Annotated in this window: 16 protein-coding genes; 2 read left to right on the top strand and 14 right to left on the bottom strand. The window is 39.9% G+C overall.

Annotated features, from left to right (window positions below):
• Position 1 precedes the first annotated feature (1 nt).
• The 5 genes from BGP15_RS01645 to BGP15_RS01625 all read right to left on the bottom strand — a co-directional run bounded on the left by BGP15_RS01645 (position 2) and on the right by BGP15_RS01625 (position 9,082).
• Positions 2-2,047 (bottom strand): beta-L-arabinofuranosidase domain-containing protein, encoded by a 2,046-nt coding sequence (locus BGP15_RS01645; protein WP_286768539.1) that lies wholly within the window; start codon positions 2,045-2,047, stop codon positions 2-4.
• 2 nt (positions 2,048-2,049) lie between these two features.
• Positions 2,050-2,724, bottom strand: a complete 675-nt coding sequence (locus BGP15_RS01640; protein WP_046675395.1) for a DUF3823 domain-containing protein — start codon at positions 2,722-2,724, stop codon at positions 2,050-2,052.
• A gap of 10 nt (positions 2,725-2,734) precedes the next feature.
• Positions 2,735-4,555, bottom strand: coding sequence for a RagB/SusD family nutrient uptake outer membrane protein (locus BGP15_RS01635; RefSeq protein WP_286768538.1), 1,821 nt, complete (start codon positions 4,553-4,555; stop codon positions 2,735-2,737).
• A 4-nt stretch (positions 4,556-4,559) separates the two neighbouring features.
• Positions 4,560-7,721 carry a SusC/RagA family TonB-linked outer membrane protein gene (locus BGP15_RS01630; protein ID WP_286768537.1) on the bottom strand — a complete coding sequence of 1,054 codons (3,162 nt, stop codon included), beginning with the start codon at positions 7,719-7,721 and terminating at the stop codon, positions 4,560-4,562.
• Positions 7,722-7,921: 200 nt separating this feature from the next.
• Positions 7,922-9,082 carry an aldose epimerase family protein gene (locus BGP15_RS01625; RefSeq protein ID WP_286768536.1) on the bottom strand — a complete coding sequence of 387 codons (1,161 nt, stop codon included), beginning with the start codon at positions 9,080-9,082 and terminating at the stop codon, positions 7,922-7,924.
• Between the two features lie 176 nt (positions 9,083-9,258).
• On the opposite strand from BGP15_RS01625, the gene BGP15_RS01620 reads away from it, so the two are divergent.
• Positions 9,259-12,414 (top strand): sensor histidine kinase, encoded by a 3,156-nt coding sequence (locus tag BGP15_RS01620; protein WP_286768535.1) that lies wholly within the window; start codon positions 9,259-9,261, stop codon positions 12,412-12,414.
• 2 nt (positions 12,415-12,416) lie between these two features.
• Entirely contained in the window at positions 12,417-13,196 is a 780-nt protein-coding gene (locus BGP15_RS01615; RefSeq protein WP_286768534.1) for a response regulator transcription factor, read from the top strand.
• 52 nt (positions 13,197-13,248) lie between these two features.
• Here the strand turns inward: BGP15_RS01615 and BGP15_RS01610 are convergent, their stop codons facing one another.
• From BGP15_RS01610 to BGP15_RS01570, 9 genes are all read right to left on the bottom strand, one after another.
• Positions 13,249-14,712: a glycoside hydrolase family 76 protein gene (locus tag BGP15_RS01610; RefSeq protein WP_286768533.1), complete on the bottom strand. Its 1,464-nt coding sequence runs from the start codon at positions 14,710-14,712 to the stop codon at positions 13,249-13,251.
• A gap of 162 nt (positions 14,713-14,874) precedes the next feature.
• A complete protein-coding gene (locus BGP15_RS01605) occupies positions 14,875-15,624 on the bottom strand; it encodes a YoaK family protein (protein ID WP_046675390.1) in 750 nt (249 codons plus the stop codon).
• On the bottom strand, positions 15,608-16,108 hold the full coding sequence (locus tag BGP15_RS01600) for a hypothetical protein (protein ID WP_046675389.1): 501 nt from the start codon (positions 16,106-16,108) through the stop codon (positions 15,608-15,610). The genes BGP15_RS01605 and BGP15_RS01600 overlap by 17 nt, the downstream gene beginning before the upstream one ends.
• Positions 16,095-16,613 carry a hypothetical protein gene (locus BGP15_RS01595; protein WP_112376064.1) on the bottom strand — a complete coding sequence of 173 codons (519 nt, stop codon included), beginning with the start codon at positions 16,611-16,613 and terminating at the stop codon, positions 16,095-16,097. The genes BGP15_RS01600 and BGP15_RS01595 overlap by 14 nt, the downstream gene beginning before the upstream one ends.
• A 129-nt stretch (positions 16,614-16,742) precedes the next feature.
• Entirely contained in the window at positions 16,743-18,173 is a 1,431-nt protein-coding gene (locus tag BGP15_RS01590; protein ID WP_286768532.1) for a TolC family protein, read from the bottom strand.
• Between the two features lie 7 nt (positions 18,174-18,180).
• Positions 18,181-19,542 (bottom strand): HlyD family secretion protein, encoded by a 1,362-nt coding sequence (locus BGP15_RS01585; protein ID WP_112376063.1) that lies wholly within the window; start codon positions 19,540-19,542, stop codon positions 18,181-18,183.
• A complete protein-coding gene (locus BGP15_RS01580; protein ID WP_286768531.1) occupies positions 19,532-20,533 on the bottom strand; it encodes an ABC transporter transmembrane domain-containing protein in 1,002 nt (333 codons plus the stop codon). The genes BGP15_RS01585 and BGP15_RS01580 overlap by 11 nt, the downstream gene beginning before the upstream one ends.
• A 68-nt stretch (positions 20,534-20,601) precedes the next feature.
• Positions 20,602-21,084: a hypothetical protein gene (locus BGP15_RS01575; protein WP_286768530.1), complete on the bottom strand. Its 483-nt coding sequence runs from the start codon at positions 21,082-21,084 to the stop codon at positions 20,602-20,604.
• Between the two features lie 124 nt (positions 21,085-21,208).
• Positions 21,209-22,567, bottom strand: coding sequence for a HAMP domain-containing sensor histidine kinase (locus BGP15_RS01570; protein WP_286753706.1), 1,359 nt, complete (start codon positions 22,565-22,567; stop codon positions 21,209-21,211).
• Position 22,568: the final 1 nt, after the last annotated feature.

Below are 22,568 nucleotides of genomic sequence, written 5' to 3'. Positions count from 1 at the left end.
ATTATTTCACCGTGGGAAAAGCAGCAATGCGCAAACGTGCTGCTCCCATTGGAATTAGTTCAACTTCCTGTACCTCGCTTTTGCTTTCCACGGGGCTCAGAGGCAATACCCCCGTTAACCCGTTTTCATCAATTTTCCACCCATCGATACGTTTCGCTTTCACAAGAATCGAAATAGGTACTGCTTCTGCGTCGAAAGGAAATGCATCTTTAGGCCATGGTCGTTTGACCACTTTTAGGTGGTCAACAGCTTGCAATTGATTTTGTACAAGTCCGTAATTCCAATCACTTGCAGGAAGGATTTCATAGGATGGCCACTTGGATGGATCTGCAGTCTCCTGCCATTTGGAATCTCCTATTGCCGAAGCCTTACTATCTTTTTTCACATAATTCTCTTTGATTTTAAGGGCATAGGTCAATGGTCCACGCTGGATACTCACTGAATTTTTATTGGCTGTCCATGTTTTCAGATCTATGGTCATTGGTAAGGAAAGTTCGACCTTGTCGCCGTCTTTCCACTGCCGTTGAATCCGAATATATTTTGCACCAGCTTCCACAGCTTGGCTTTTACCATTAACCGTTACTTTCGCTTGTTTCGCCCAGGCTGGAATACGGAGATAAAAGGGAAAATCAACCGTTTTACCATGTGTTCCTATTTCAAATCGTAGCGATTCTTCAAAAGGATAATTGGACTCTTGCCGGATCTGAATAGCCTGCTTGTTTCCGACGTTGATTTCAGCCTTTGATGCGGCATATAGTACTGCCGCAACACCGTTATCATTCGTTGCCATATACAAATGCTCAGCATAATATGGCCAGCCCTGACTGTGATTATGCTGACAACAGCGTGAACTGAAGGGATTCATCATTAAAAATGGCCCGTTATTATCAATTCCAGGAGCATGATTATGGCTGTCGCTGATGGTCATATTTGGACTTGTAATATACCTTAAGGCCTTGAAATCTGCTGTTACGGCTGCTGGATAGGTATTGAAAGCGACTTCCTCCGCATGATCTGCCCAAAATGGATCTCCTGTTATCCCAAGAAGGATTTCATTGGACGCCATCTGTTCGAACATACCACAGGTTTCCACCCCTTGACGGGGATCGGTATATCCTGGACGTGCATTTTCATCGGCACCGAACATACCGCCTGGAACCTGACCAAATACCTGCCTGACAAAATGAAAATTAGCGTAGGTCGCATTCAGGTCTTCACTCGATTGGCTTTTCAGATAATAGGTTGCCGGCTCTCTGAAACACTGCGCTACATTAACATTATGCCAATTCGGCAAATCATCTTTCTGGCGCCAATTGGCGGTATTCCGATGGATTTTATCCGCTAAATCCATCAGCCATTCATTCCCCTGTGTTCTATTATAGAGCCAATAAACCGAGAGCAGATTGTCACCACCCCGACTATTTTCCCAATAGTCTTTAAGAAAAAAACTATCCGGCAAATTGGCCTGCCATTTAAAATAATTGGTCATCAAGGTTAAGACACGTTGGTCACCGCTATATTCATAATAAGATTGCAGGCACCACAACATCAACATATTCCCCCAAAGATCTGGTTTGTTGTTACGCAGCATCAATGGCCCAAAGTATCCATCAGGACGCTGGCTTTTTAGTGCGGCTTCCAACCATATCTTTGACTCCGCTAGGATTGTAGGATCTTTTAAGATGTAGCCCAGATTAGCATAACCTTTTAGCCAATAAGGAACTTCTTCCCAGCCATAATCTCCTTTCCCATCCGTGCTTAACCAAGCATTATTTTTTTTGGATAGCCAAGCGCTAATTTCACCCAAATGACCTGTGAGACCATCTTTTTGCAACGCTAGGTACTTCCCTAACCAGCCTTCAGGCACTATACTGCCTACCGGCAATTTCAGCAAGGCATTCTGTCTTAGTGGAGCCCTATTGTTCACGTATTGTGTATTCTTACCTGTCAACGGCAATTGGTTTACGGAAGTTGCTATTCCTGATTGAGCCGACGTAGCTAGGCCAAACCCCAACAATAAGCTTAAAAAGCCAATTCTTTTAATCATTTTTATTTTAGTTTCTTTGGTTCACTATCGTACAGCGCCTCGGTAATCCCATTTACCCGTAACCCTACGCGCGCATACACCGCTGCACTCTTGGTCAAAATATCTTTGATATCCAGTTCCAATTCGACATGGCCGGCATTTAATCCAGTTTTTTCCATCTTATATGTATATTGGCCCAAATCCACAAATTTTGTATCATTGACCAATAAGGTGACTAAATCAATCGTTCTTGAAGCATCTATTGTTTCGATATCAAAAGATGCTTTAAGGATATTTCCTTGTGTGTTATAGGTTATATTACTCATCATGTAGTAGGGTTTCACCTGATAATCCACTGTGGTATTGCCCTTCACATCAACCAGCAACGTATCGGCGCTGCTCACCCATGGTCCATTTCCACTGGTTGTCACCAATTTGTACTTTCCATCGAAAAGTTTCGTAGAAAACGAACCATCTTGAGTTAAATAAACATTAATAGGAGACCGAAATTGATAACCATCCTGCCAGAGTTGAAGATAGACCGATTGATTGGATCCTCTCAGCCCCAAAGGTTTGGAATTATAGGTTACATGTCCGCTTAATGTGCTTTGTGGTGCATCATAATTATCTTTGCCACAAGCAAAAACACCCAAGAGTAAACACAAACCGACTATTAATTTACAAAAAAAAGTTTTCATAAGAATAATGCTATTGATAAGGATTTCGGACTAGCTTCGGATTGTTGTTAATCCAATTTTGGTCAATGAAATTATAATAGTTCTGATATTTAAAATTTCGCGGATAGAGCGTATGGCTAGATTTCTGTTTCTCGAAAACCCACTTGCCATTGTTAGGATCCCCAGGAGCATATATTTTATACGGAAATAGGGCATAGTGCACCGCATTGTAATTATCAGCACTTCCGTTCCAGATTTCATGGGCGATGCGCAAACGTTTCAAATCCCAATAACGATGATCTTCGAAAGCAAATTCAACGCGACGTTCCTGAATGATATCATTTAAAGAAATAGTCGTCAATGCTTGTATTCCCGCGCGCTCCCTGATCTTATTGATATATCCAGTCAACTCAGCTTGCGGTTTACCAAGTTCAAGCCCCGACTCTGCAGCGATCAACAGAAATTCAGCATAACGAAAACGGACAAACCAAATATCCGAACCGCGCCCGCGTGTAGAGGCATCTTTATTTTCGTCAATAAACTTCCGGATATTAAATCCAGTTTTATTGACATACATATCGTTGGAAGTCGTAGGGCCATCCTCACTCGTAACAAGTCCGCCAAATTTATCATTTGAGGAACCAGGCGAACCTGTTACTGTCTTCCATGTACCATTTTCTTTATACCGAACCCCCGCCTGATAAGTTATTTTCGTTCCAGCAAAATCTGCTCCGGAGTAAATTACCGTACCATACAAGCGTGCATCCTTATTGGCAAAAAGATCTTCGGGATTTGTATAATAAACATAGTCACCAGCAGCAGTCTTCGTTTTCAGATCCCCTTTTCGATCATTTGTATATTCAAATGCTTCCACCAAATTGAGTACTGGAGTTACGAAATTGGCATCAATATCACCGCGGACAGATGAGGCTATATTATTATTGGTAAAAGAATGGGTCTCACCAGGATAAGCATAGTCTTTTGCCCAAATTACTTCATTGCTTGATTTTGAGGTTACGGCAAGATAAAAGTTCTTGCCCTTATCCGGATTTGCATTATACAGCGCATAAGGACTATTATTTATAATATCCAAAGCAGTTTCATAAGCTGTCTGATAATATTTAATTGCTTCAGATGCAGGGATGCCCACCTCATTTCCTGCAGTCTTCACGTCTGGAGTTTTATAGTTATACTTGGCTATGGAAGCAGCATATAAACTTGCGCGGGCTTTTAACGCCAAAGCTGTCCATTTATTGGCTCTCGCCGAATTGATGGTTTTCTCTGTACCGAGCATTTTAGCCGCTTCAGTACATTCACTGATGACATAATTATAGCTCTCAGCTTCCGTGGCTCTCGATAACTGCAGTTCGGCCGGATCCATCCCGCTTGTATAATCATATACCTTATCTCCCACCAATGGCACACCGCCCAAACGCTTGATCATATTGAAATACGTCCAAGCACGTATAAAACGAGCCTCCCCTTCTATGCTCTTCTTATTATTATCGTCCAGTGTCGATTGACGGACACCCACAATAAATTGGTTTAAATTGCGGATCAATTCGTAATCATACATCCGCCAAAAATCATTCGGAAACTCCTGCATATTGTTAGGAGAACCACTGGAAAATCCGGCTTCATCTAGCATTGCGAAGGAGCCGTTGTCGCCAAACTGCTGGCCCCAGCTGACTCTTCCGTAATAATTGGCCAACACTGACTTCACCATATTTTGATCTGAAAATATCTGATCATCGGTAAAAATTGCCTGTGATTCCCGGTCCAAGAACTTATTACAGCTTGAAAATGTACATACTAAACATACACTCCATAAAATAACCTTCCTCTTTATCATGTTATTAAAAAGTTAAATTAACACCCACATTTATAACCCGGTTTGTTGGGTATTGAACACCTGAATCACTTGTGATTTCCGGATCGATCTTCATATCACCCAAATTATCTATACTGAAGAGATTCTGCATCATCGTATATATTCGTAATTTTTGGATTCCACGAGCTTTCATCCACTTATCTGGCAAGGTATATCCAATCTGAAGATTTCTTAGTTTTATATAATTGACATTGGTGAGCCAAAAATCGCTATGCCAATAATTACTATGGTTTTGATTTCCGCGAATCAATGTTGGATACTTGCCGGGAATCAATGTACTATTCGGGTTGGTAATATCACTGAGCATCCATTGATTCTCCATGTAATATTGCGGATTATTTCCACCATCGTGGAAAGGGTTCATCGCTTCGTAATTGGGACGATAGGATGCAAATGCTGCTCCTGTCAAATCCATGGCCAGATCAAATCCCTTGAACTGTCCGCCCAGATTAATTCCAAAATTGAAATAAGGAAGTCCGCCTTGCCGATATCCTATTGGCCGCTGATCCAGCTCATTGATCACTTTATCCCCATTGATGTCTTCATATTTTATATCTCCTGGTCTCAAGGTAGAATTACCTTGACGGTCATTGTCTACATCGTAATTGGCAATTTCTTCCCAGGACTGAAACTGTCCAGTAGCATGTAAGCCCCAATTTAGATAGGCGTAGCGGTCAAAAATGGAGTTCCGATACTGATCCCAGGAATTCCCAAACCGGGGTTTATATTGTTCACCATCAATCTGACGGGCAAATGTAAAATTACCACCGACAAAGTAATTGAAATCGCCAGCCTTACTCCGCCACATAATTGAGCCATCGATACCCTTATGCATATCGGAGTTTAGGTTTTCATAAGGCAGACTAAAACCAACCTCATTTGGTATCAATACATCATTTCTGGAGGCCGGTAGACCGCTTCTTTTCCGTCGAAAGAAATCCAAGCTACCAGTCAATCTTCCCTTTAATGTGCTAAAATCAAGCCCCACATTCAACATGTGCGCCTCAATCCAGGAAAGCGTTTTGACAGGAAGTCCACGGGGTTGGGTGCCAATAACATATTTTCCGTCAATCGTCGAACCTTTGGAATTATAGGTATATCCGCTCAGGTAACCAAAAGCATAATATTTCCAATCATCCAAATTGTCATCCCCCAATATCCCGTAAGATCCCCGAAGCTTAACATCATCAAGTACCTTCCGCATGCCATCTGTCCAAAACTTTTCAGAAGAGATCCGCCATCCCGCGGATGCTGAAGGAAAAAATCCCCATCGACTTCCAGGAGCAAACTTCCAGGATCCATCATAACGCGATGAAAGTTCTAAAAGATATTTTTGATCGTAGTCATAATTGACCCGACCTGCAAAGCCGGCTCTTGCTTGCGTATTTACTCCAGTATCATTATAGGTATCCATCGTTTGAAAATAGATCAAACTCAATGCATTTGATGCTGGTCTGTCGTGGACATAAATATCGGGGTTATCTCGTTTTATTGACTCCGCGGCTAATACAGCATTCACACCATGCTTTCCAAAACGTTTGTTATAATTTAAAGTGAATTGTGTTGAAATTTCTTCGATTTGAGCGATAGACCTCTCCCGCCAAGGGTTATCCATGCTAAATATAACTGGATAGGTATCCGTTTTTTCATCATAGCCATACAATTTGTAAGTGAACTCCTGATTATCCATCCATTTATTTGCCAGATAATAGCCTACTGTACCCTTAGCGATCAGATCATCCGTGATCTTATATTCTGCATTAAAATTTAGTTGCATCACCCGCCATTTTTCCTGATACGTACCAGACAGGTCATAATTCAACATCGCAAAATTCGTCTCGGTGTTGGCTGCAGTTTGTGTTGGATAGAGCGGATTGTCGTTAGCAAATGGCCGCGCAGTAGGTAAGTTGCGATAAATGGCAAATAATGCTTGCCAGGTATCATCCGCTCCTGGTACGCCGGGTTGTTTACGTTGTTCAATACGGCCGTTTAAATTGGCTCCTATCTTTAATCGTTTAGATACGCTCGCGTCAATGTTCATCTGTACATTTGTACGATTGAAACCACCATAGTTACGGATAATGGATTGTTGGTCGAGGTGCCCGGCACTTATGTAATAATTGATTTTTTCAGACCCTCCACTCACATTTCCAGAAATATAGGTTTGCGGACTAGTTTTTAAGATATAATCGTACCAATCAAAAGGACGGTAACCTTTTTCCGTCCCCTGCTGCCATTTTTCAAGGTCACTTATTGTGTATTTTGGATCCTTCACACCAAGAATGGCATCCGATTGAATGTAGCTCTTCACATAGGTACTTGCATCTGCAGGTTTAGGAAAACGAAACATACTTTGCCAGCCGTAATAGGAATTGATATTAAAGGTATTGTTATCACCCCGCTTTCCTTTCTTTGTCGTTACAACCACAACACCGTTGGCCGCACGTACACCATAAATAGCAGCCGACGCATCCTTCAAAACCGAAACAGATTCGATGTCATTGAAGTCCAAATTATTGAATTGGCCTTCATCTTTTTGAACACCGTCGATCACATACAAGGGAGTTCCCATATTCCGGATGCTGATCCCCGTCCATGCGCCAGGGCGTCCATCTGACATACGGCTATTGACCCCGGCAATCTTCCCGACCAAGGCTCCTGAGGTTGTTGTAGCGACAGATCTGGAAATATCCTGCGAAGATATAGCGGTGATTGCACCCGTAACAGATTCCTTCTTTTGTGTACCATACCCCACAACAACAACTTCATCGATACGTGCATTTTCATCTTCCAATGTAATGGCTAAATCAGCACTCGCTACGACTTCTTTGGAGAGGTAGCCTACAGATCTTACGGTCAAAAGTTCACCGGCATTGACACCCGTCAGATTAAAATTACCTTTTGCATCCGTTGAAACGGCAGTGCTTGATTTGGATTTCAATGCGACTGTCGCTCCCACGATCGGATTGCCCTCTTTATCCTTAACAACTCCTTTAATTGCTTTTTGCAAAGCAATGCTTTCTGCAGGAACTGGGAATAAATTTGCTCCCTTTGCTAAAGGAATAAAACTGCTCGCACAGCAGAGTAAAGTAGCAGAAATTGGCAGACATTTAAGACCCTTAAACATACCTAGATTGATTAGTTTGTATAATTGATTTGTCCAAAATTAAGGTATATTCAATCGGACAGGCTTTCGTTTTTTCTCAAAAAACTGCCTATTTGTATCAAATAATTAAAACAACCTAAAACGTTTTAAAGTCTATTAAACAGAGAAAGTACACCTCTTTTCAGTGGTATACTTTCAAACCAATCATTATTAAATATGTATTATTTTACCGAAAAACGATACAGGGATTCCGTTTGATATACTTGTCCGGGGTTCAAGACTGTTGTTGGGAAAGCGGGCTGATTTGGAGCGTCTGGAAAATGCTGCGGTTCGAGGCAAAAAGCCGTACGGAAGGAGTCTTTTTTACCGTTCTTCAACTGTACCTGTTCATTCATAAAGTTGCCGCTATAAAATTGAATACCAGGTTCGGTCGTCAGAATATCCATGACCACCCCTGATTTATCACCGATCACATGTGCCGCTTTAAACCAGTCGCCATCTTTCTCTTTACTTAAGACAAAATTGTGGTCATAGCCCTTTCCAAAACTAAGCTGCTGGTCATTGGCATTAATATCTTTTCCTATCGGTTTCAAGGTTGTAAAATCAAAAGCTGTTCCCTTTACCGGTGCTAATTGCCCTGTGGGTATTAGTGTACTATCTACTGGTGTGTATTCATTGGCAAACAATTGAAGTTGATGATCCAGAATGGTACCACTTCCTTCACCGTTTAAATTAAAGTAAGCATGGTTGGTCAAATTGATCACCGTCTTTTTATCGGAAGTAGCACGATAAGCTATCATCAATTCATTATTATCGTTCAGCGTATAAGTCACCTCCATTTGGATGTTTCCTGGAAAACCCTCGTGTCCGTCAGCTAAGGTGTAAGCAAATGTAAGGGATGATTTATCTGACGATTTTAATGTCCAATTGGCAAAATGCACACCTTTAAAACCGCCATGCAGCGTATTAGGACCGTTATTTACCGCCAATGTATAGGTTTTATCATCCAACTTAAATTTGCCTTTGGCGATCCGATTACCAAAAGGCCCTACAATAGTACCAAAAAATGGTTCTTTGGGATTATTATAATCAGCCGCTTTAGAAAAACCCAAAACCACATCGCATAACTCCCCCTTATTGTCAGGCACCCATAATCCCACTAAACGTGCACCAAAATTGGTAAAATAAGCTTGTACGCCATTTTTATTGCTCAGTTCATATAGATACGCCTGTTTTTGATCAATAGTTCCGCTGAACTGCGCGGTATCCATGAAGGCCGATAAAGAATCTGCTTTGGGAGTTTTAGAACCAGTTTGCTGCTGGCAAGACACACTAAAAGCAAGTATTGCAGAAAGACCCAGCAAGGTCAATTTTCCTCTCATTCGTAATATTTTAAAGGGTTTATAATCTTTGTTTAGATAGAACTTACGTCCTTTTCTAGATTTTTTATAATTTTAACGATTACAATCTATAAGCTAAAGTCTTAAATTTTTTAGAAATTTTAAGATTAAATTGTTTCATTTTAGCTCTATTTTGTATCAATAACCAAAAAATGATCATGATCAACCTGAAGCCTTTACGATTGCTATTTATCCTGTTACTCCCTTCCTTGCTATATGCGCAGCCCTACTATTTCAATCATTATCAAATCAATGAAGGTTTGTCAAACAATGCTGTCATTTGTAGCATGCAAGATAGTCAGGGTTTTCTTTGGTTCGGCACAAAGGATGGATTAAATCGCTTTGACGGTAACAATTTCAAACATTTTGATGCCACCCAATCTGGGAAAAACAGCTTGGGTGGTAATAATATCATCTCCTTGAAAGAGGACTTTCGAAAAAGAATTTGGATTGGAACAGATCAGGGAATCTATTGCTACGACCCCGTCGACGAGCAATTTAGATTACTGAGCAAACAATTTGAAAATGCGGACGTACCCGTCATTGTTACCGATCAACGCAAAAGGATCTGGTTTATATCCAATGGAATGCTCTATTGCCATGATTTGGTTAGTCACGCAATTCAACAATTTACAAAATCGGACCTCTATATTACGTCGATCAGCTGCACAAAAAATGGAACTGTATTTTTTGGAACTCCTGAAGGTAAGATCTTCCAGATAGGTTCTTCTGGAAAACCCGCACTCATGCTTGACTTTCAAGCAAAATATGGTCCTAAAGACTGGTTTAGTATTGAGAAAATAATGGAAAACCGCAATGGAGACTTATTGATTGGCACGTCGAAAACTGGGGTTTATAGCTACAATTTTAAAAACAAGTCCCTCAAGTCAATTCTTGGTCCGGACAAGCTGCATCAATTTCTCTATGTAAGAGATATTATACAGCCAAACGATCATGAATATTGGTTTGCAACGGAATCTGGCCTCTTCATTTACCAAATAGCGAGCGGAAATTACATCAACATTCAGAAAGAACAAGAAAACCCTTGGGGGATATCTGACAATGCCATTTATAATATCCTACAAGATAAGGATGAGGGTATTTGGCTGGGAACCTACTTTGGTGGGATTAACTATTATCACAAGAATAATAGTATAATCGAAAAATTCCTCCCACAAGATCGCCCGGGGAGCTTAAAAGGCTCTGTCGTTCGGATTATCAAAAAAGACATCAACCACGATATATGGATAGGCACCGAAAACGGAGGCCTATCTAAATTGGATCCTAAATCGGGTTATATCCAGAACTTCTCCGATAAACAGGGGAATCTGGCAAATAACAATATTCACGGTATTCTCCCTATTGGCGACAAACTACTGATTGGTACTTTCGTCAATGGTCTGGACATTTTTTCGCCAAAGCTTCAAAAAGTTATCTATCACATCGATCGTAACAGCAATGTATCAACATCCGATCTCCAAAGTAATTTTCTTTTTTATCTCTATAAAACTCGAAAAGGAGAAATCATGGCTGCATCCACACGCGGCCTATACCGCTTTGATCTAGAAAAAAAATCTTTCCACCTTATTGATAATGTCCCAGAATACATGTTTTATACAAGCATTTTGGAAGATAAAAAGGGGAATATCTGGGTCGGAACGTGGCGTGATGGACTATTCTGTTATCATCCGACCACACGTTATTTTAAACACTATACGCATCATCAGAACGATCTCAATTCCTTGCCCAACAATAGGGTCAACAGTATATTTGAGGACTCAAAAAATCAAATTTGGATAGCTACCGAAGGTGGGATGGCTAAAAAGAAATCAAATCAGGATGGCTTTGAAAACATTGGCCTGGAAGAAGGAATGCCCAGTAATGTGACACTCGCCTTTTTAGAAGATAAACAAAATAACCTTTGGGTGAGTACTTCCAAGGGCCTGGTACGCTACCATCTTCCCAGTGGGAAAAAACGCATCTTCAACTTGGAGTCTGGCCTACCGACGATTCAGTTCAATTACAATTCATCCTTTAATGATGACAATGGAAACTTTTATTTCGGCACCATCAATGGACTGATACGTTTCAATCCCGAAAGGCTCAACCAAATCAACTACAAGAATCAAATTCCGATTTACATCACTAATTTTTACATCAACAATAGGGCGATCAATCAGTACACCGATACAAATATTCTGTCCAAATCAATTCTGTTCACGGATAAAATCAAACTGAAACACGACGAGTCATCCTTCAGTCTTGATTTTGCGGCATTACACTACCAAGCCCCCCATTCCATTCACTATAGCTACAAAATGGATGGTCTCGACGACAATTGGATAGACATTACAAGCAATCAACGGGCTTACTTCACCAAGCTAGCGCCCGGAAACTATGTTTTTACTGTAAAAGCAGAAGATCCAAATGGCAATACAATCCCCACTTTTGCTAGTCTTAAAATCACTATTCTTCCTCCGATCTGGGCAAGTATACCGGCCTTTGTTTGCTATGCTCTAATCCTTGTGGGGCTGATTATATTTGTTATTCATCATTTCAATGAAAAGATCAAACAACGCAATCGACAACATCTTTTAACCGTACAAAATCTACGCGAGCAAGAACTCTATCGCTCAAAAATCAATTTTTACACCGATGTTGCGCACGAAATACGCACACCGTTGACATTGATCAAGGCCCCCTTAGAGAAGCTTATGGACAAAGTCGATCACAATCCTGTAACCGACAAGCTACTAACGACCATGCAAAACAACACGGAGAAGTTGATTGCCCTTAGCAATCAGCTATTGGATTTTAGACAGGTCGAAACGGAAGGATTCAAATTACACTTTGAATCAGAAAACATAAGCCAAACGGTCCAGGAAATTATCAACAATTTTACAGTCACACTGCAGGCGCAGGACAAGCAGATGGTATCGCACATTATGCCAGATATCATAGGTCAAGTCGATATCGACGCATTCGACAAGATATGTTACAACCTATTGAATAATGCCCTTAAATATTCTTCATCCTATATTGAAGTGAATTTGAATATGGATAAACAGAAAAATATCTTTATATTGACCGTGAAAAACGACGGAGCTTTAATTCCTTCAGAAGAAAGGGAAAGAATTTTTGAACCATTCAATCGCTTAAAACAAAATAAGAATGTTCCTGGAAGCGGCCTAGGCTTGGCATTGACAAGGTCCTTAACGTTAAAACACCAAGGTACCCTGTTATACAGTACAAACGACCTCCAATTGAACGTATTTAGTTTGACATTGCCTTTGAATCACAATACAAACCCATAATTATGAATGCCAAATCCAATTTATTATTAGTAGATGATCATACTGAACTACTTGAATTCATTGCGGATGATCTCAATGAGGATTATCAGATAACAACGAGTTCCAATGGTAGGGAAGCGCTGGATGTATTAGCCACTGAATATTTTGATCTGATCGTCAGCGATGTGATGATGCCAGAAATGGATGGTTTTGAACTCTGTCAAAAAATTAAAGAAGATATCGCATATGCACACATTCCAGTTATACTCTTAACGGCAAAAAATAGTATTGAATCAAAAATTCAGGGTTTGGAGTATGGTGCCGACGCTTATATTGAAAAACCTTTTTCACCTGCCTTTTTAAGAGCACAAATCGCGAGTTTATTAAAGAATAGAGTTAAAGTCAAGGAATTTTTTATTAAAAATCCGATGTCGCAAATACAGCAAATCGGTCAAAATCAAAGTGAACAAGAGTTTTTGTTGAAGATTGAAGAAATCATCATGCAACACCTCGATGACCCACAGTTTAATGTCGATCGGATGGCCGATATTCTCTGCATGAGTAGACCTACCCTCTATCGCAAAATTAATATGGTATCGAGCCTATCGCCCAATGAACTGATTAATTTAACGCGGCTCCGAAAAGCAGCAGAACTGCTCATCCAAAAGCAGCATAAAGTCTACGAAATTTCTAATTTACTAGGCTATAGCTCCGCGACTCATTTCTCTCGTAATTTTCAGAAGCAGTTTGGACAGAGCCCTACTGAATTTCAAGACGCCCAAACTGCTTTATCTAAATCATAACGATGCAGACAATTCTATCCCAACCAAAATAAGTGCCTCATTAGGGGAGCATCTATTTTGGTTGTTCAACTTGCGCAAGTGTAGCATACTGTGCCGCAAAAGTGAACATAAACATTCCCTCCAGATCATTCTTGCTTTTATCTTTTGCCCAACCTCCGAGCAAATCATTTGGCAAAAATCCTTCGCTCAAGAAATGCGTATAGCCATAATCCAAGTTTTCCTGAAAAGACTTCACATACATCCCAGCCTTACTATAATTCGGTAATATAGTGGTATAGCCTCTTAACAAAACACCGTTAAACCAGTTATTAAAACCGTCTGTCGCATACGTATAATGCTCAGGAATCTGCTGCCCTAACTTTCCAAAATAAGTAAAAGTCGCATCGGCCAGTTTCTTGCCATCTTCTAAATAGCTTTTAGCTTTCGTAACACGATATAAGTCTGCTGCTCCGGAAATCATCGTTCCACTATTATAGGAAAATGCAGTTCCGACGGCTTTTCTGAGTTCGGTATTTTTTCGGTATCGCACACCGTTGACCGTTTCATAAGCTATCGAACACTCTGGATAACAATCACCCATCATATCCGCATAGACACCTTTTTCATTAAGAAGATTTGCCTTTTGCCAGTCGTAAATCCTTTTAGCAAAACGGAGATAAAAATCGGCCTTCCGCTCTTTTTTAGCAATACGGGTTAGTTTATCTTTCTGATCGATCGAATGTGCAATAATTTGGTCTCCTTTGTTTTTATAGATTTCATACAATGTAACAAGCGGACTAATGATCGGTGCATTACTACAGGCATGCTTCGTTACATATCCTGGTCCCCATGGAATTCCGCCATGCTCTTTCCCTTTCTCATCCAAAGTACAATCCCAACCATCAAGAACATAAGCCGTAAGGTACTCCGCTTCTTGCAAATAGCGATCTTGCCCGGTCAAATGATAAGCTTCCAATAATTCCCGTACCAACCACATCTGATCATCATAGACGTTCAATACGCCCGTTACATTTGCTTTTCCTTTTTCTCGAACGCGATCGACAGCATACACTGTCCATTCTTTATGCTGCGTAAACGACGTTAGCGTAAAGGTCCCTAAATAATAGGCTGCATTTGCATGAAGCTTAGCCAATAAATCTACATAGCGGGAATAATACATTTTATAAAGCTTGCCGTTATCTACCTTCTGTTGCTTTTTCAAGCCACTCAACACAGCGTTTACAGCTTCTATGGAAGCAGAATACATCCATACACTAGCTGTTTCTTCGGATCGAACCTTCGTAAATGGGTTATAAAAACGATGCATTTTGAAATCTTCACCGGAAAAATAGACGTCCATTGATCGATCAATCAATTGGATTGCACGTAAAAGATTCTGCTGGCTTTTATTTTGATCATGTACTGATCTTGGGGTTTGCATTTCTTGCGCGCAAGCCTGTTTTACGCAGAGGGGTGATACTGACAGCGAAATTAGAGAAAGTGCCCAAAAAGGCCGGATGGAAAAGAATTTGATCATGATACGGTTTTAAATTGATTAAGTAGTCTTTCATTCGCTTCGGTAGAGCGTGATAACTGCGGATGAAGATAAGCATTTTTTGGACAAAAAAAATCGCATTTTTTGAAATGCGATTAAACTATTTGCCCTTTTGCTTAGCTAACCAAGAACTTGCTCAGTCAACTAAGCTGCCACTGGTTGACGATGACGATTCACAAATTGCTTTTTCAACAGATACAATTTGTAGTGATCGTATAAACCGATGACTAAAAGAACAAAACAAACCACGTAAAATGTTTTATTTGATAGGTAAGTGAATGAAATACCGCTCACAAGTCCGCCAACGACATACGCGCTCACGATGCTCAATAGCAAATGGAATTTGTCGACCAATGCCTTATTGCTCCGGTTAGACTCCTTGGTGAACATCGAAATCAATATGGCCAAATCTGTCGTTAGCCCGGTCAAATGTGTTGTTTTCACAACAGAATTCGATATGCTCGCAGTCAAACCGTTTTGTAGCCCCATCGCAAAGAGCAATGCACCGACAAGTATCTCAGTTTCTTTCAAAGAATCCTCATAAAATACATCAAGATATATCCCAACAAATAATATACTCAATATTTCCAATACCAAGGGAATGGAATGTGTCAAATAGGAGCTAAAACGTCCTTTACCATGAATGATGATCAAATTAGAAAGCATACTCCCTACTAGAAAAAGTAAAATCCAAAAAAGCACCACAGCACCTTGGTACCAATTCCCTTTCGCTATCTCCTGTGCAAAAACAGCATAATAACCCGTTACATTCGAAGTAAACGAGAAAAAGACAATGACAGATGCGACATTGACCATTCCTGCAGAAAACGCGGTAATTCCCCCCAGCCTAATGTTATCTTGAATCGTCCTATGGTTACTATATTTTCTCAGCATACTTTTCCTTTCCTCCTTTTTTCAGCACGATACGTGCAATTCCTTTCGTCTGCATATCCAAATTAAGATGCAGCACCAACTGGTTTTTATTCAACTTTTGGATAACGAAACTCTCTATTAGCTCGTCATTCTTACGAAGCTCAAGAATATGGCCTCGTCCCTTCAAAAACCAATTGTATTGTTTGTCCTCATGATGGGCAATAAAATTTTTATCACCCATTTTTTCAAAATGCCATAATCCATCCTGCAGGGGTGGAAGGTGCGCGATTGCAGCATCTTTTATTCCTTCATGGATAACCGCCTGTTTTTTGAATGTTGGAGACTTCTCCACTTTCTCAAAGTACCAACCCTGCTCTTCCCACTCCCCTTCTAAAAGCCGCTCAGGGTTTTCATAAAACATAACCATTGAACTAGCCCCTAAAAGCAAAAAGGACAACAAGACAAAGTTGAATTGTGCCAATATTTTTCTCTTAATAATTAACATCCCATTTCTTGTTAAAAAATAAATCCGCCAAGACATTTCTGCCGGTTTTGTTTGTCCCGGGTTTTTCTACGATCGAGACATTCTTCTGCTTACTTTTACTCAAGTGAAGCAAAGCCCGTCCGACGTCAAAAAAATGCCTTGTTCTTTTTTCAAATTCATAATCTGTGGGAACCTTGACTTCATCAATCCGAGCTCCGCGCAAATAATGTTGTAAATAATTGAGATTGTCAGAGCCGATAATATCTGTATAGATATTTAGCTTACGATTTTCATAACGATGACAGATCATCTGGCAGGCTTTCAAAAAATCTTCTGATTGCAGCTTATTAAGCTGATCTTCCAGTGTAATCCCTAATAACTCACTAATCGAAGTACTGCTCTTATTGCCATAGACCAAAATAATGTCTAGCTCTTCAGCTGACGATTGTTCTATACTATGAATCACAAAAAAGAGCGAATCAATCGTAAAATCACTTGGAATCAATACACGCGTTGCCTTTGCCATATCCAATTATTTTTATACAAAATTAACAGGTCATCATGGCAACCGAATGAATCTGAAATTAACTTTCTATTAGAATTTTAGGACTTGTATTAAAATGAGATTAAAAATAAAATGTAGATTAAAATGAGATTAAAATTTAGTTCCGGCCTTGTAGTATAACTCTGCCAGTGCCTTCCGATAGTCCGTAAAAAGCTTCTCTTGCTTGATACGCATTTCAATCAGCTTGTTTTCCCTGCTATTGACAACAAACAAGGTTGATTCACCCAGCTCAAACTTATTTAATTCACCCTTAAGGAGCAATTCCTGGTTACTTATATTGATCGATTGAAGTTCAATCTGTTTACTGTAAGCATTTAAATCATTGTACTTTTTAACGACGTCATTGTAAATATTTCTTTCAGTCGCTACCTGCTCAAATCGTAGTTGATCTTGCTTAATCCGTACCTCTTTGAGCTTCCCTCGTTCGGCGCGAATAAAAAGTGGAAATGCAAATTCAAAACCTAGCTTATAGTTCTGCCAATTAAAATCATACTGCGGTGGTACAAAATCATTTAAACCGCGACGGCTAGAAATGAGCGTACCCGACACATTCAATTTAGGTTTAAGCATTTCTTTTCGATAACGTTCTTCAAATAGCAGTTGCTGATTTTTACTAGCCAACTTGATCATTTCGGGATGAGCAATTTTTGCCGAATCCAGTAGTGCCTCGATCACACGATTATCCGGCAAAATAACTTGGTCTTCGAGCTTATGTGGTATGGCGTGATCGGGAAGTTCAACCGGAAATTGTTGATCATTCCACAAATGATTGGACAATACAATTTTCGCATTTTTAAGTTCTACCTCATACTTTGAAAGTTCTATCCGTCGTTCTTTTACGATGACCGAAGCTTCGATAGAATCGATTGCAGGTTTGTCCCCCAGCATAGTCTGCTCACTGATTGCGCTAAACCGCTGATCCGCTAATTTAACGCCCTCTAATAAAAGTTGGTATTGCTGGTAAGCAAAATACCAGTTCCAATAATCTGAAAGTGCCTGAAACCAAATGGCATTAATTTGCTTGATCTTTTCGCCTTCCAGATAGCTGATCATCGCCTTTGCCTGCTGTAACGTATTCCTTCGGCTATCGACGATTAAACCTTGCCCCAAAGGAATACTTAAACCGATTGCAGAGAGCCCCGCATTATTCGTTCGGGATTGTGGGTTTGTATATTCACCTACATTTCGATCATAAGCTATTTTCAGATCAGCTCCTGCTAACCAAAGTGGGATTTTCAACTCGCTATTCCACTGATTGTAATAATCCGTATGACCGAAATGCTTATTTTTAAAGCTCGAATTTAGTGTTGGATCAAACTTCCCTAACGCTTGTGTTACTTGGGCTTTTGCAGTTTCACTCAGTAGATTTACTTGTTTAACAATGGGATGATTAGCCATTAAAAGCTCTTCCATGTCATCAACTGTAAAAGTCTTCGGTGCTCCATATTCCTTTTCCTGAGCCAAAAGATGAGAATAGAAAAAAAAGCAGAACACGATAAAAATAAAATTCAATTTATTCATATAACAATTACTTTTTCTCACTTTCTTTTGGTTCTCGTTCCAAACTCGGGGGAAAACCATTCAACTGTCGCCATATCTCATACCACAAAGGAACTTTGTTTAAAATAACCCTTCCATAAGCACCTGAACCTTGGTTTAACTGGATTGGCCAAGGCTCGTCACCCTCAGGAACCGGATCGGTCGCGCGTATCAAAATCCTAAATCGACCATTCGTACTGCTCACTTTATCGATGACTGAAACTTTTCCGGCAAAGGTACCCACCGCGACAGAAGGCCATCCGGAAAATTGGATCGATGGCCAGCCATCAAATTGCAGCCTTACATCACTCTCCGGCTCAATCAATGGTACATCCATCGCGTTTACATAAAGCTCTACGGCCAGCAGTGGTTTTTTAGGTTGCAATGTCGCAACGGACTCCCCTTCCTTCATATTTTCACCGATTCCAGCTTTAAAGGTTTTTACAATAAAACCATCTTGTGGAGCTCTCACGACATATAATCCTCGTCGGACATCGATATTGGAGATCTCATTTCTCAGTTTAGCGATATCGCCCTGTACTGAGGCCTTGGAAGAAAAAGCGGAACTTAAATCAGATTGCGCTTTCGCTAATGACTCATTATACTTTGCACGGATGTTGTTTAATTCGATGCTCGCATTTGTTAGTGATTGTCTTGAATTTGATAATTTGTTATCCGCACTTACTACTTTAGCTCGATCATTTTGTAGATTTAAGCGTCTTGTCTCAATATCCGTTAACGAAAATAAGCCATCACGATACCCTTCTTCGTACCGTTTAAGCCGCTTTTCACTGGTCTCAAAAAAGCTCATAACAGCGACAAGTTCTGCACTATCTATTTTTACCACATTTTGTGCTTGAACCACCTTATTTTTAGCTGATGCAAGCTGAAAATCCAGCCCATTTTTCAATGCTTCAATCTGTGCTTGGGTAGCTTGCATCTTTTGATTAGCGGCATCTTCTCCACTCCTTTTGGCATGCAATTGTTCTTCTAATCTCACAGGTAGCATGGGATCAAAATAGGATTGTGCAGTCTCCGAAAGGACCAAAATTGTGTCACCTTTCTTCACTTCCTGCCCTTCGGTAACTGCCCAATACTCGATGCGGCCACCAATCTGATTTTGGATAGTCTGCGGTCTATCTTGTGGACGTAAAGCAGTAACCGTTCCTACTCCGAGAATTGTTTGCCGCCAGGGGAGAAAAAGTGCCAGTACAAAAACAATCCCAGATAACACAAGGATCCGCCCCAAAACTAAGGATCCCCGCTCTTTCAATAAGCTATCAACAGCATCATGAGAAAGATCTCTCCAAGAGAGCGTTGTCCGATTCGAATGATCCTTATTAATCAACATAAACCGCAGCGTCCTCCTCCAACGCAAGATCGGTTACAGCCGCCAGTTTGACAACTCCCGTAAGCATATCAAAAATCGTATTTAAGTTAGTCATCAGTTTTTCAATGGCATAACCAATTTGAACGATCACAACTTCAGCAGCTACAAATTGGCCAAAAGTCATTTGCCGCTCGACAACAAAATAGGATCCAAGCAAGAGCATCGCTCCAAACAACAGGGTCCGAAGCAGGACAGAACCTAGAAAAAAACGCTTTAAAACCTTAAAATGATCATTCCTCGCCGCTAAATATTTACTGACAATGGAATCTGTTGTTTTTGTCACTTCATTCATTTTCATCTCATCACCGCGATAATGGTCGATTTGTCCGGCAACAGCTTCCAAATAAGCTACCATTTCATATTTGTATTCAGACTCTTCAATACTTGTTTTCAAGCCTCTTTTATAATATAAAACAAGTATCGTAATGACAGAAAAAATGACAATAAGGCCAAAGGCCAAAAATGCGGGATGATAAAAAGATAATAAAACCACGCTGAAGAAAATTGTCACGACCGCGGCGATGATATCGATCAAAAGTTTGATAATTCCCTTTTGAATAATGATGACATCAAAAAATCGGTTGACCAACTCCACTAGGTTTTTTCCAAGTAACTCTTTAGGTTTAATTCTTGGCAGTCGATACGAAAATTCAATCGCTGATTTTAGAAAGATTTTCTGCTCCAAATACTCGACCAAGGTCAATTGTCCGATCAATAATACTCCACTCACGATCACGCCAAATAACACAAAAGCAATTAAGATATAGGTAGAGCTATACATCGCTCCATTGCTTAAAAAATTAAAGATTGCTGTTATCCCTATTGGAATAGTCAAACTAAAAATACCGATCACAATAGCGTAAATAAATATATAATTGATCGTTTTCCGTTCAGTATGTAATAGGCTTGCCAACCGCTGTAAGGGGGATGGTCCGCCTTGTATATGCCCCATAAAAATAGATAGAAGATAAGTTAGAAATGATAATTTCAGCTAAAACAATAGTAAAAAACTCCCAGCGATCATTCAACTAGTCCGGTTGCTCTGTTTCCGATACTTGATTGCTCTTTAAATATAATCGTAGAACAAATTTGGCCCTCAACCTTACGGAGTGCATTAGCGACATTAAAAAAATTGCGTGTTTTCTTTTTGTAGATATAATCTTGTGGTATTATGATCTCATTTACAGACTGGCCTCTAAGATAATGCTGCAAATAATGACTGTTATCGGTACCCAAGATATCTGCAAAAATACTGAGCCCACGGTTTTTATAGCGCTGATAGATTACGCTGCAGCCTTTTAAAAAAGAATCCGATTGAAGTGTCTCCAGTTGATCTTCCAATCCAATTCCGAGTAATTCACTCGCAGAAGTACTGCTTTTATTGCCATACACAAGGATAATATCGATAGAATCTGCCGTTGACTCTTCAATACTTTGACGCACAAAATGAAGGGAGTCAACTGTAAAATCACTGGGTATTAATATACGCGTTGTTTTAGCCATGCTTTTTTTTAGCAAAGTTAAAACGCACATATGGCAACGGAATGAATCTAAAATTAGCTTTCCATTAGAAAGCTCGCAACTGTATTAAAATGAGATTAGAAATGCCATCTAAATTAAAACTACATTAGAATCGAAGGTAAGTGGGTAGTTCAATTTCTACAGTGGTGCCTTCACTCACAACAGAATTGACTTTCAATGTCCCACCATGCAGCTTAATAATATTTCTAGCTAAGGGAAGTCCTATACCATAACCATCTATCCCACTCGTATTGGAAGCTCTAAAATAGGGATCGTAAATATGGTCCAATTCACGGGAAGGTATTCCGATACCTTTGTCTTTTATTAGAATAAAGACTTTATTGTCCAATGCACCCAAAGCAATGTATGCTGTTCTATCCGATGAATACTTACATGCATTGCTGATAATATTGGATAGCGCAAGTTGTAGCAAAATTGCATTTCCATTCACCTTAAGTCGCATACTATCATCTGGTAATAGACTGAAATCTGTAATAATCTTAAACTTGTCGTTGATGGCCTTAACTGTTAGTTCTGCATCCATCACAATCTGATCAATACGAACGGGGCTAAATGCAGTCGCATTATTAACAAAACCTGTACGCGCCAGCAATAAAAGTGCTTTTGTTTTCTTTTCCAAATGCTCTGCCGACTCAATGATCTTAAATAATGTTCGTTGGTACTCCGCTGTTGTTCGCTCTTTGGATAAAGCAAGATCTGCCTGTCCTATGATGGATGTCAAGGGTGTATTTAGCTCATGTGACGCATTGCTGATAAAGTTCTTTTGTGTTTCGAAAGAAGTTTCCAAGCGCGTCAACATCCGATTAAAGGTGAGTGCCAGGCCATGAAGCTCACCTTTATATTTATCCTCATCCAATCGTTTATAGAGATTTTCAGAACCAATCTCCTGCACCTCTTTCATCATGGTCAATATGGGCTTTAAAAACGAGCGCTTCATAAAAACCGAAACAACGAATATAAAGAGAATTCCCAAAATCAGACTTATAATAAGGAGATTACGAAGATAGGCCAAATGGTGTGTATAAAAGTAATTTTCAGCAGAAGCGCCCACGATATACTTTCGACCATTTTGCGAGAAATATTTGGTTGAATAGAATTGATTGCCCGACTTGAAATTTGAGCTTCCGTTTTTATTGATTTTATCCCAAAGCTCTTTATGGAATCCCTGGCTTCTTACAATAGCACCATTGCTATCAAATTCCACCAAAAATTCATGCTGATTATTGAGATTTTCAATAAAATCAAGGCTCCACTGATCAGTTTGGGAGGCAGATTTACTATTCAGAAATTTCTCTGCAGCAATATTTCGCCGCAGGTCCAGCCGCTTATAAAAATCTGTAAAAGCAAAATTCGTAATGGAATAAAAAATAAAGCCAACAAAACAACTCACATAAATGACTAGAATTGCAATGAGATAAGTAAGCTTTCGGTTATAATTGTGCATG

The sequence above is a fragment of the Sphingobacterium sp. 40-24 genome (assembly GCF_001899705.1).
Classification (GTDB): domain Bacteria; phylum Bacteroidota; class Bacteroidia; order Sphingobacteriales; family Sphingobacteriaceae; genus Sphingobacterium; species Sphingobacterium multivorum.
This window is presented reverse-complemented; position numbering and strand designations above follow the sequence as displayed.

Excerpts from the sequence above, each read along its gene's own strand:
- BGP15_RS01610 (WP_286768533.1), bottom strand. The coding sequence starts at position 14,712 with ATGATCAAATTCTTTTCCATCCGGCCTTTTTGGGCACTTTCTCTAATT.
- BGP15_RS01620 (WP_286768535.1), top strand. The coding sequence starts at position 9,259 with ATGATCAACCTGAAGCCTTTACGATTGCTATTTATCCTGTTACTCCCT.
- BGP15_RS01615 (WP_286768534.1), top strand. The coding sequence starts at position 12,417 with ATGAATGCCAAATCCAATTTATTATTAGTAGATGATCATACTGAACTA.
- BGP15_RS01600 (WP_046675389.1), bottom strand. The coding sequence starts at position 16,108 with ATGTTAATTATTAAGAGAAAAATATTGGCACAATTCAACTTTGTCTTG.
- BGP15_RS01590 (WP_286768532.1), bottom strand. The coding sequence starts at position 18,173 with ATGAATAAATTGAATTTTATTTTTATCGTGTTCTGCTTTTTTTTCTAT.
- BGP15_RS01605 (WP_046675390.1), bottom strand. The coding sequence starts at position 15,624 with ATGCTGAGAAAATATAGTAACCATAGGACGATTCAAGATAACATTAGG.
- BGP15_RS01635 (WP_286768538.1), bottom strand. The coding sequence starts at position 4,555 with ATGATAAAGAGGAAGGTTATTTTATGGAGTGTATGTTTAGTATGTACA.
- BGP15_RS01575 (WP_286768530.1), bottom strand. The coding sequence starts at position 21,084 with ATGGCTAAAACAACGCGTATATTAATACCCAGTGATTTTACAGTTGAC.
- BGP15_RS01640 (WP_046675395.1), bottom strand. The coding sequence starts at position 2,724 with ATGAAAACTTTTTTTTGTAAATTAATAGTCGGTTTGTGTTTACTCTTG.
- BGP15_RS01570 (WP_286753706.1), bottom strand. The coding sequence starts at position 22,567 with ATGCACAATTATAACCGAAAGCTTACTTATCTCATTGCAATTCTAGTC.
- BGP15_RS01585 (WP_112376063.1), bottom strand. The coding sequence starts at position 19,542 with ATGTTGATTAATAAGGATCATTCGAATCGGACAACGCTCTCTTGGAGA.
- BGP15_RS01580 (WP_286768531.1), bottom strand. The coding sequence starts at position 20,533 with ATGGGGCATATACAAGGCGGACCATCCCCCTTACAGCGGTTGGCAAGC.
- BGP15_RS01595 (WP_112376064.1), bottom strand. The coding sequence starts at position 16,613 with ATGGCAAAGGCAACGCGTGTATTGATTCCAAGTGATTTTACGATTGAT.
- BGP15_RS01645 (WP_286768539.1), bottom strand. The coding sequence starts at position 2,047 with ATGATTAAAAGAATTGGCTTTTTAAGCTTATTGTTGGGGTTTGGCCTA.
- BGP15_RS01625 (WP_286768536.1), bottom strand. The coding sequence starts at position 9,082 with ATGAGAGGAAAATTGACCTTGCTGGGTCTTTCTGCAATACTTGCTTTT.
- BGP15_RS01630 (WP_286768537.1), bottom strand. The coding sequence starts at position 7,721 with ATGTTTAAGGGTCTTAAATGTCTGCCAATTTCTGCTACTTTACTCTGC.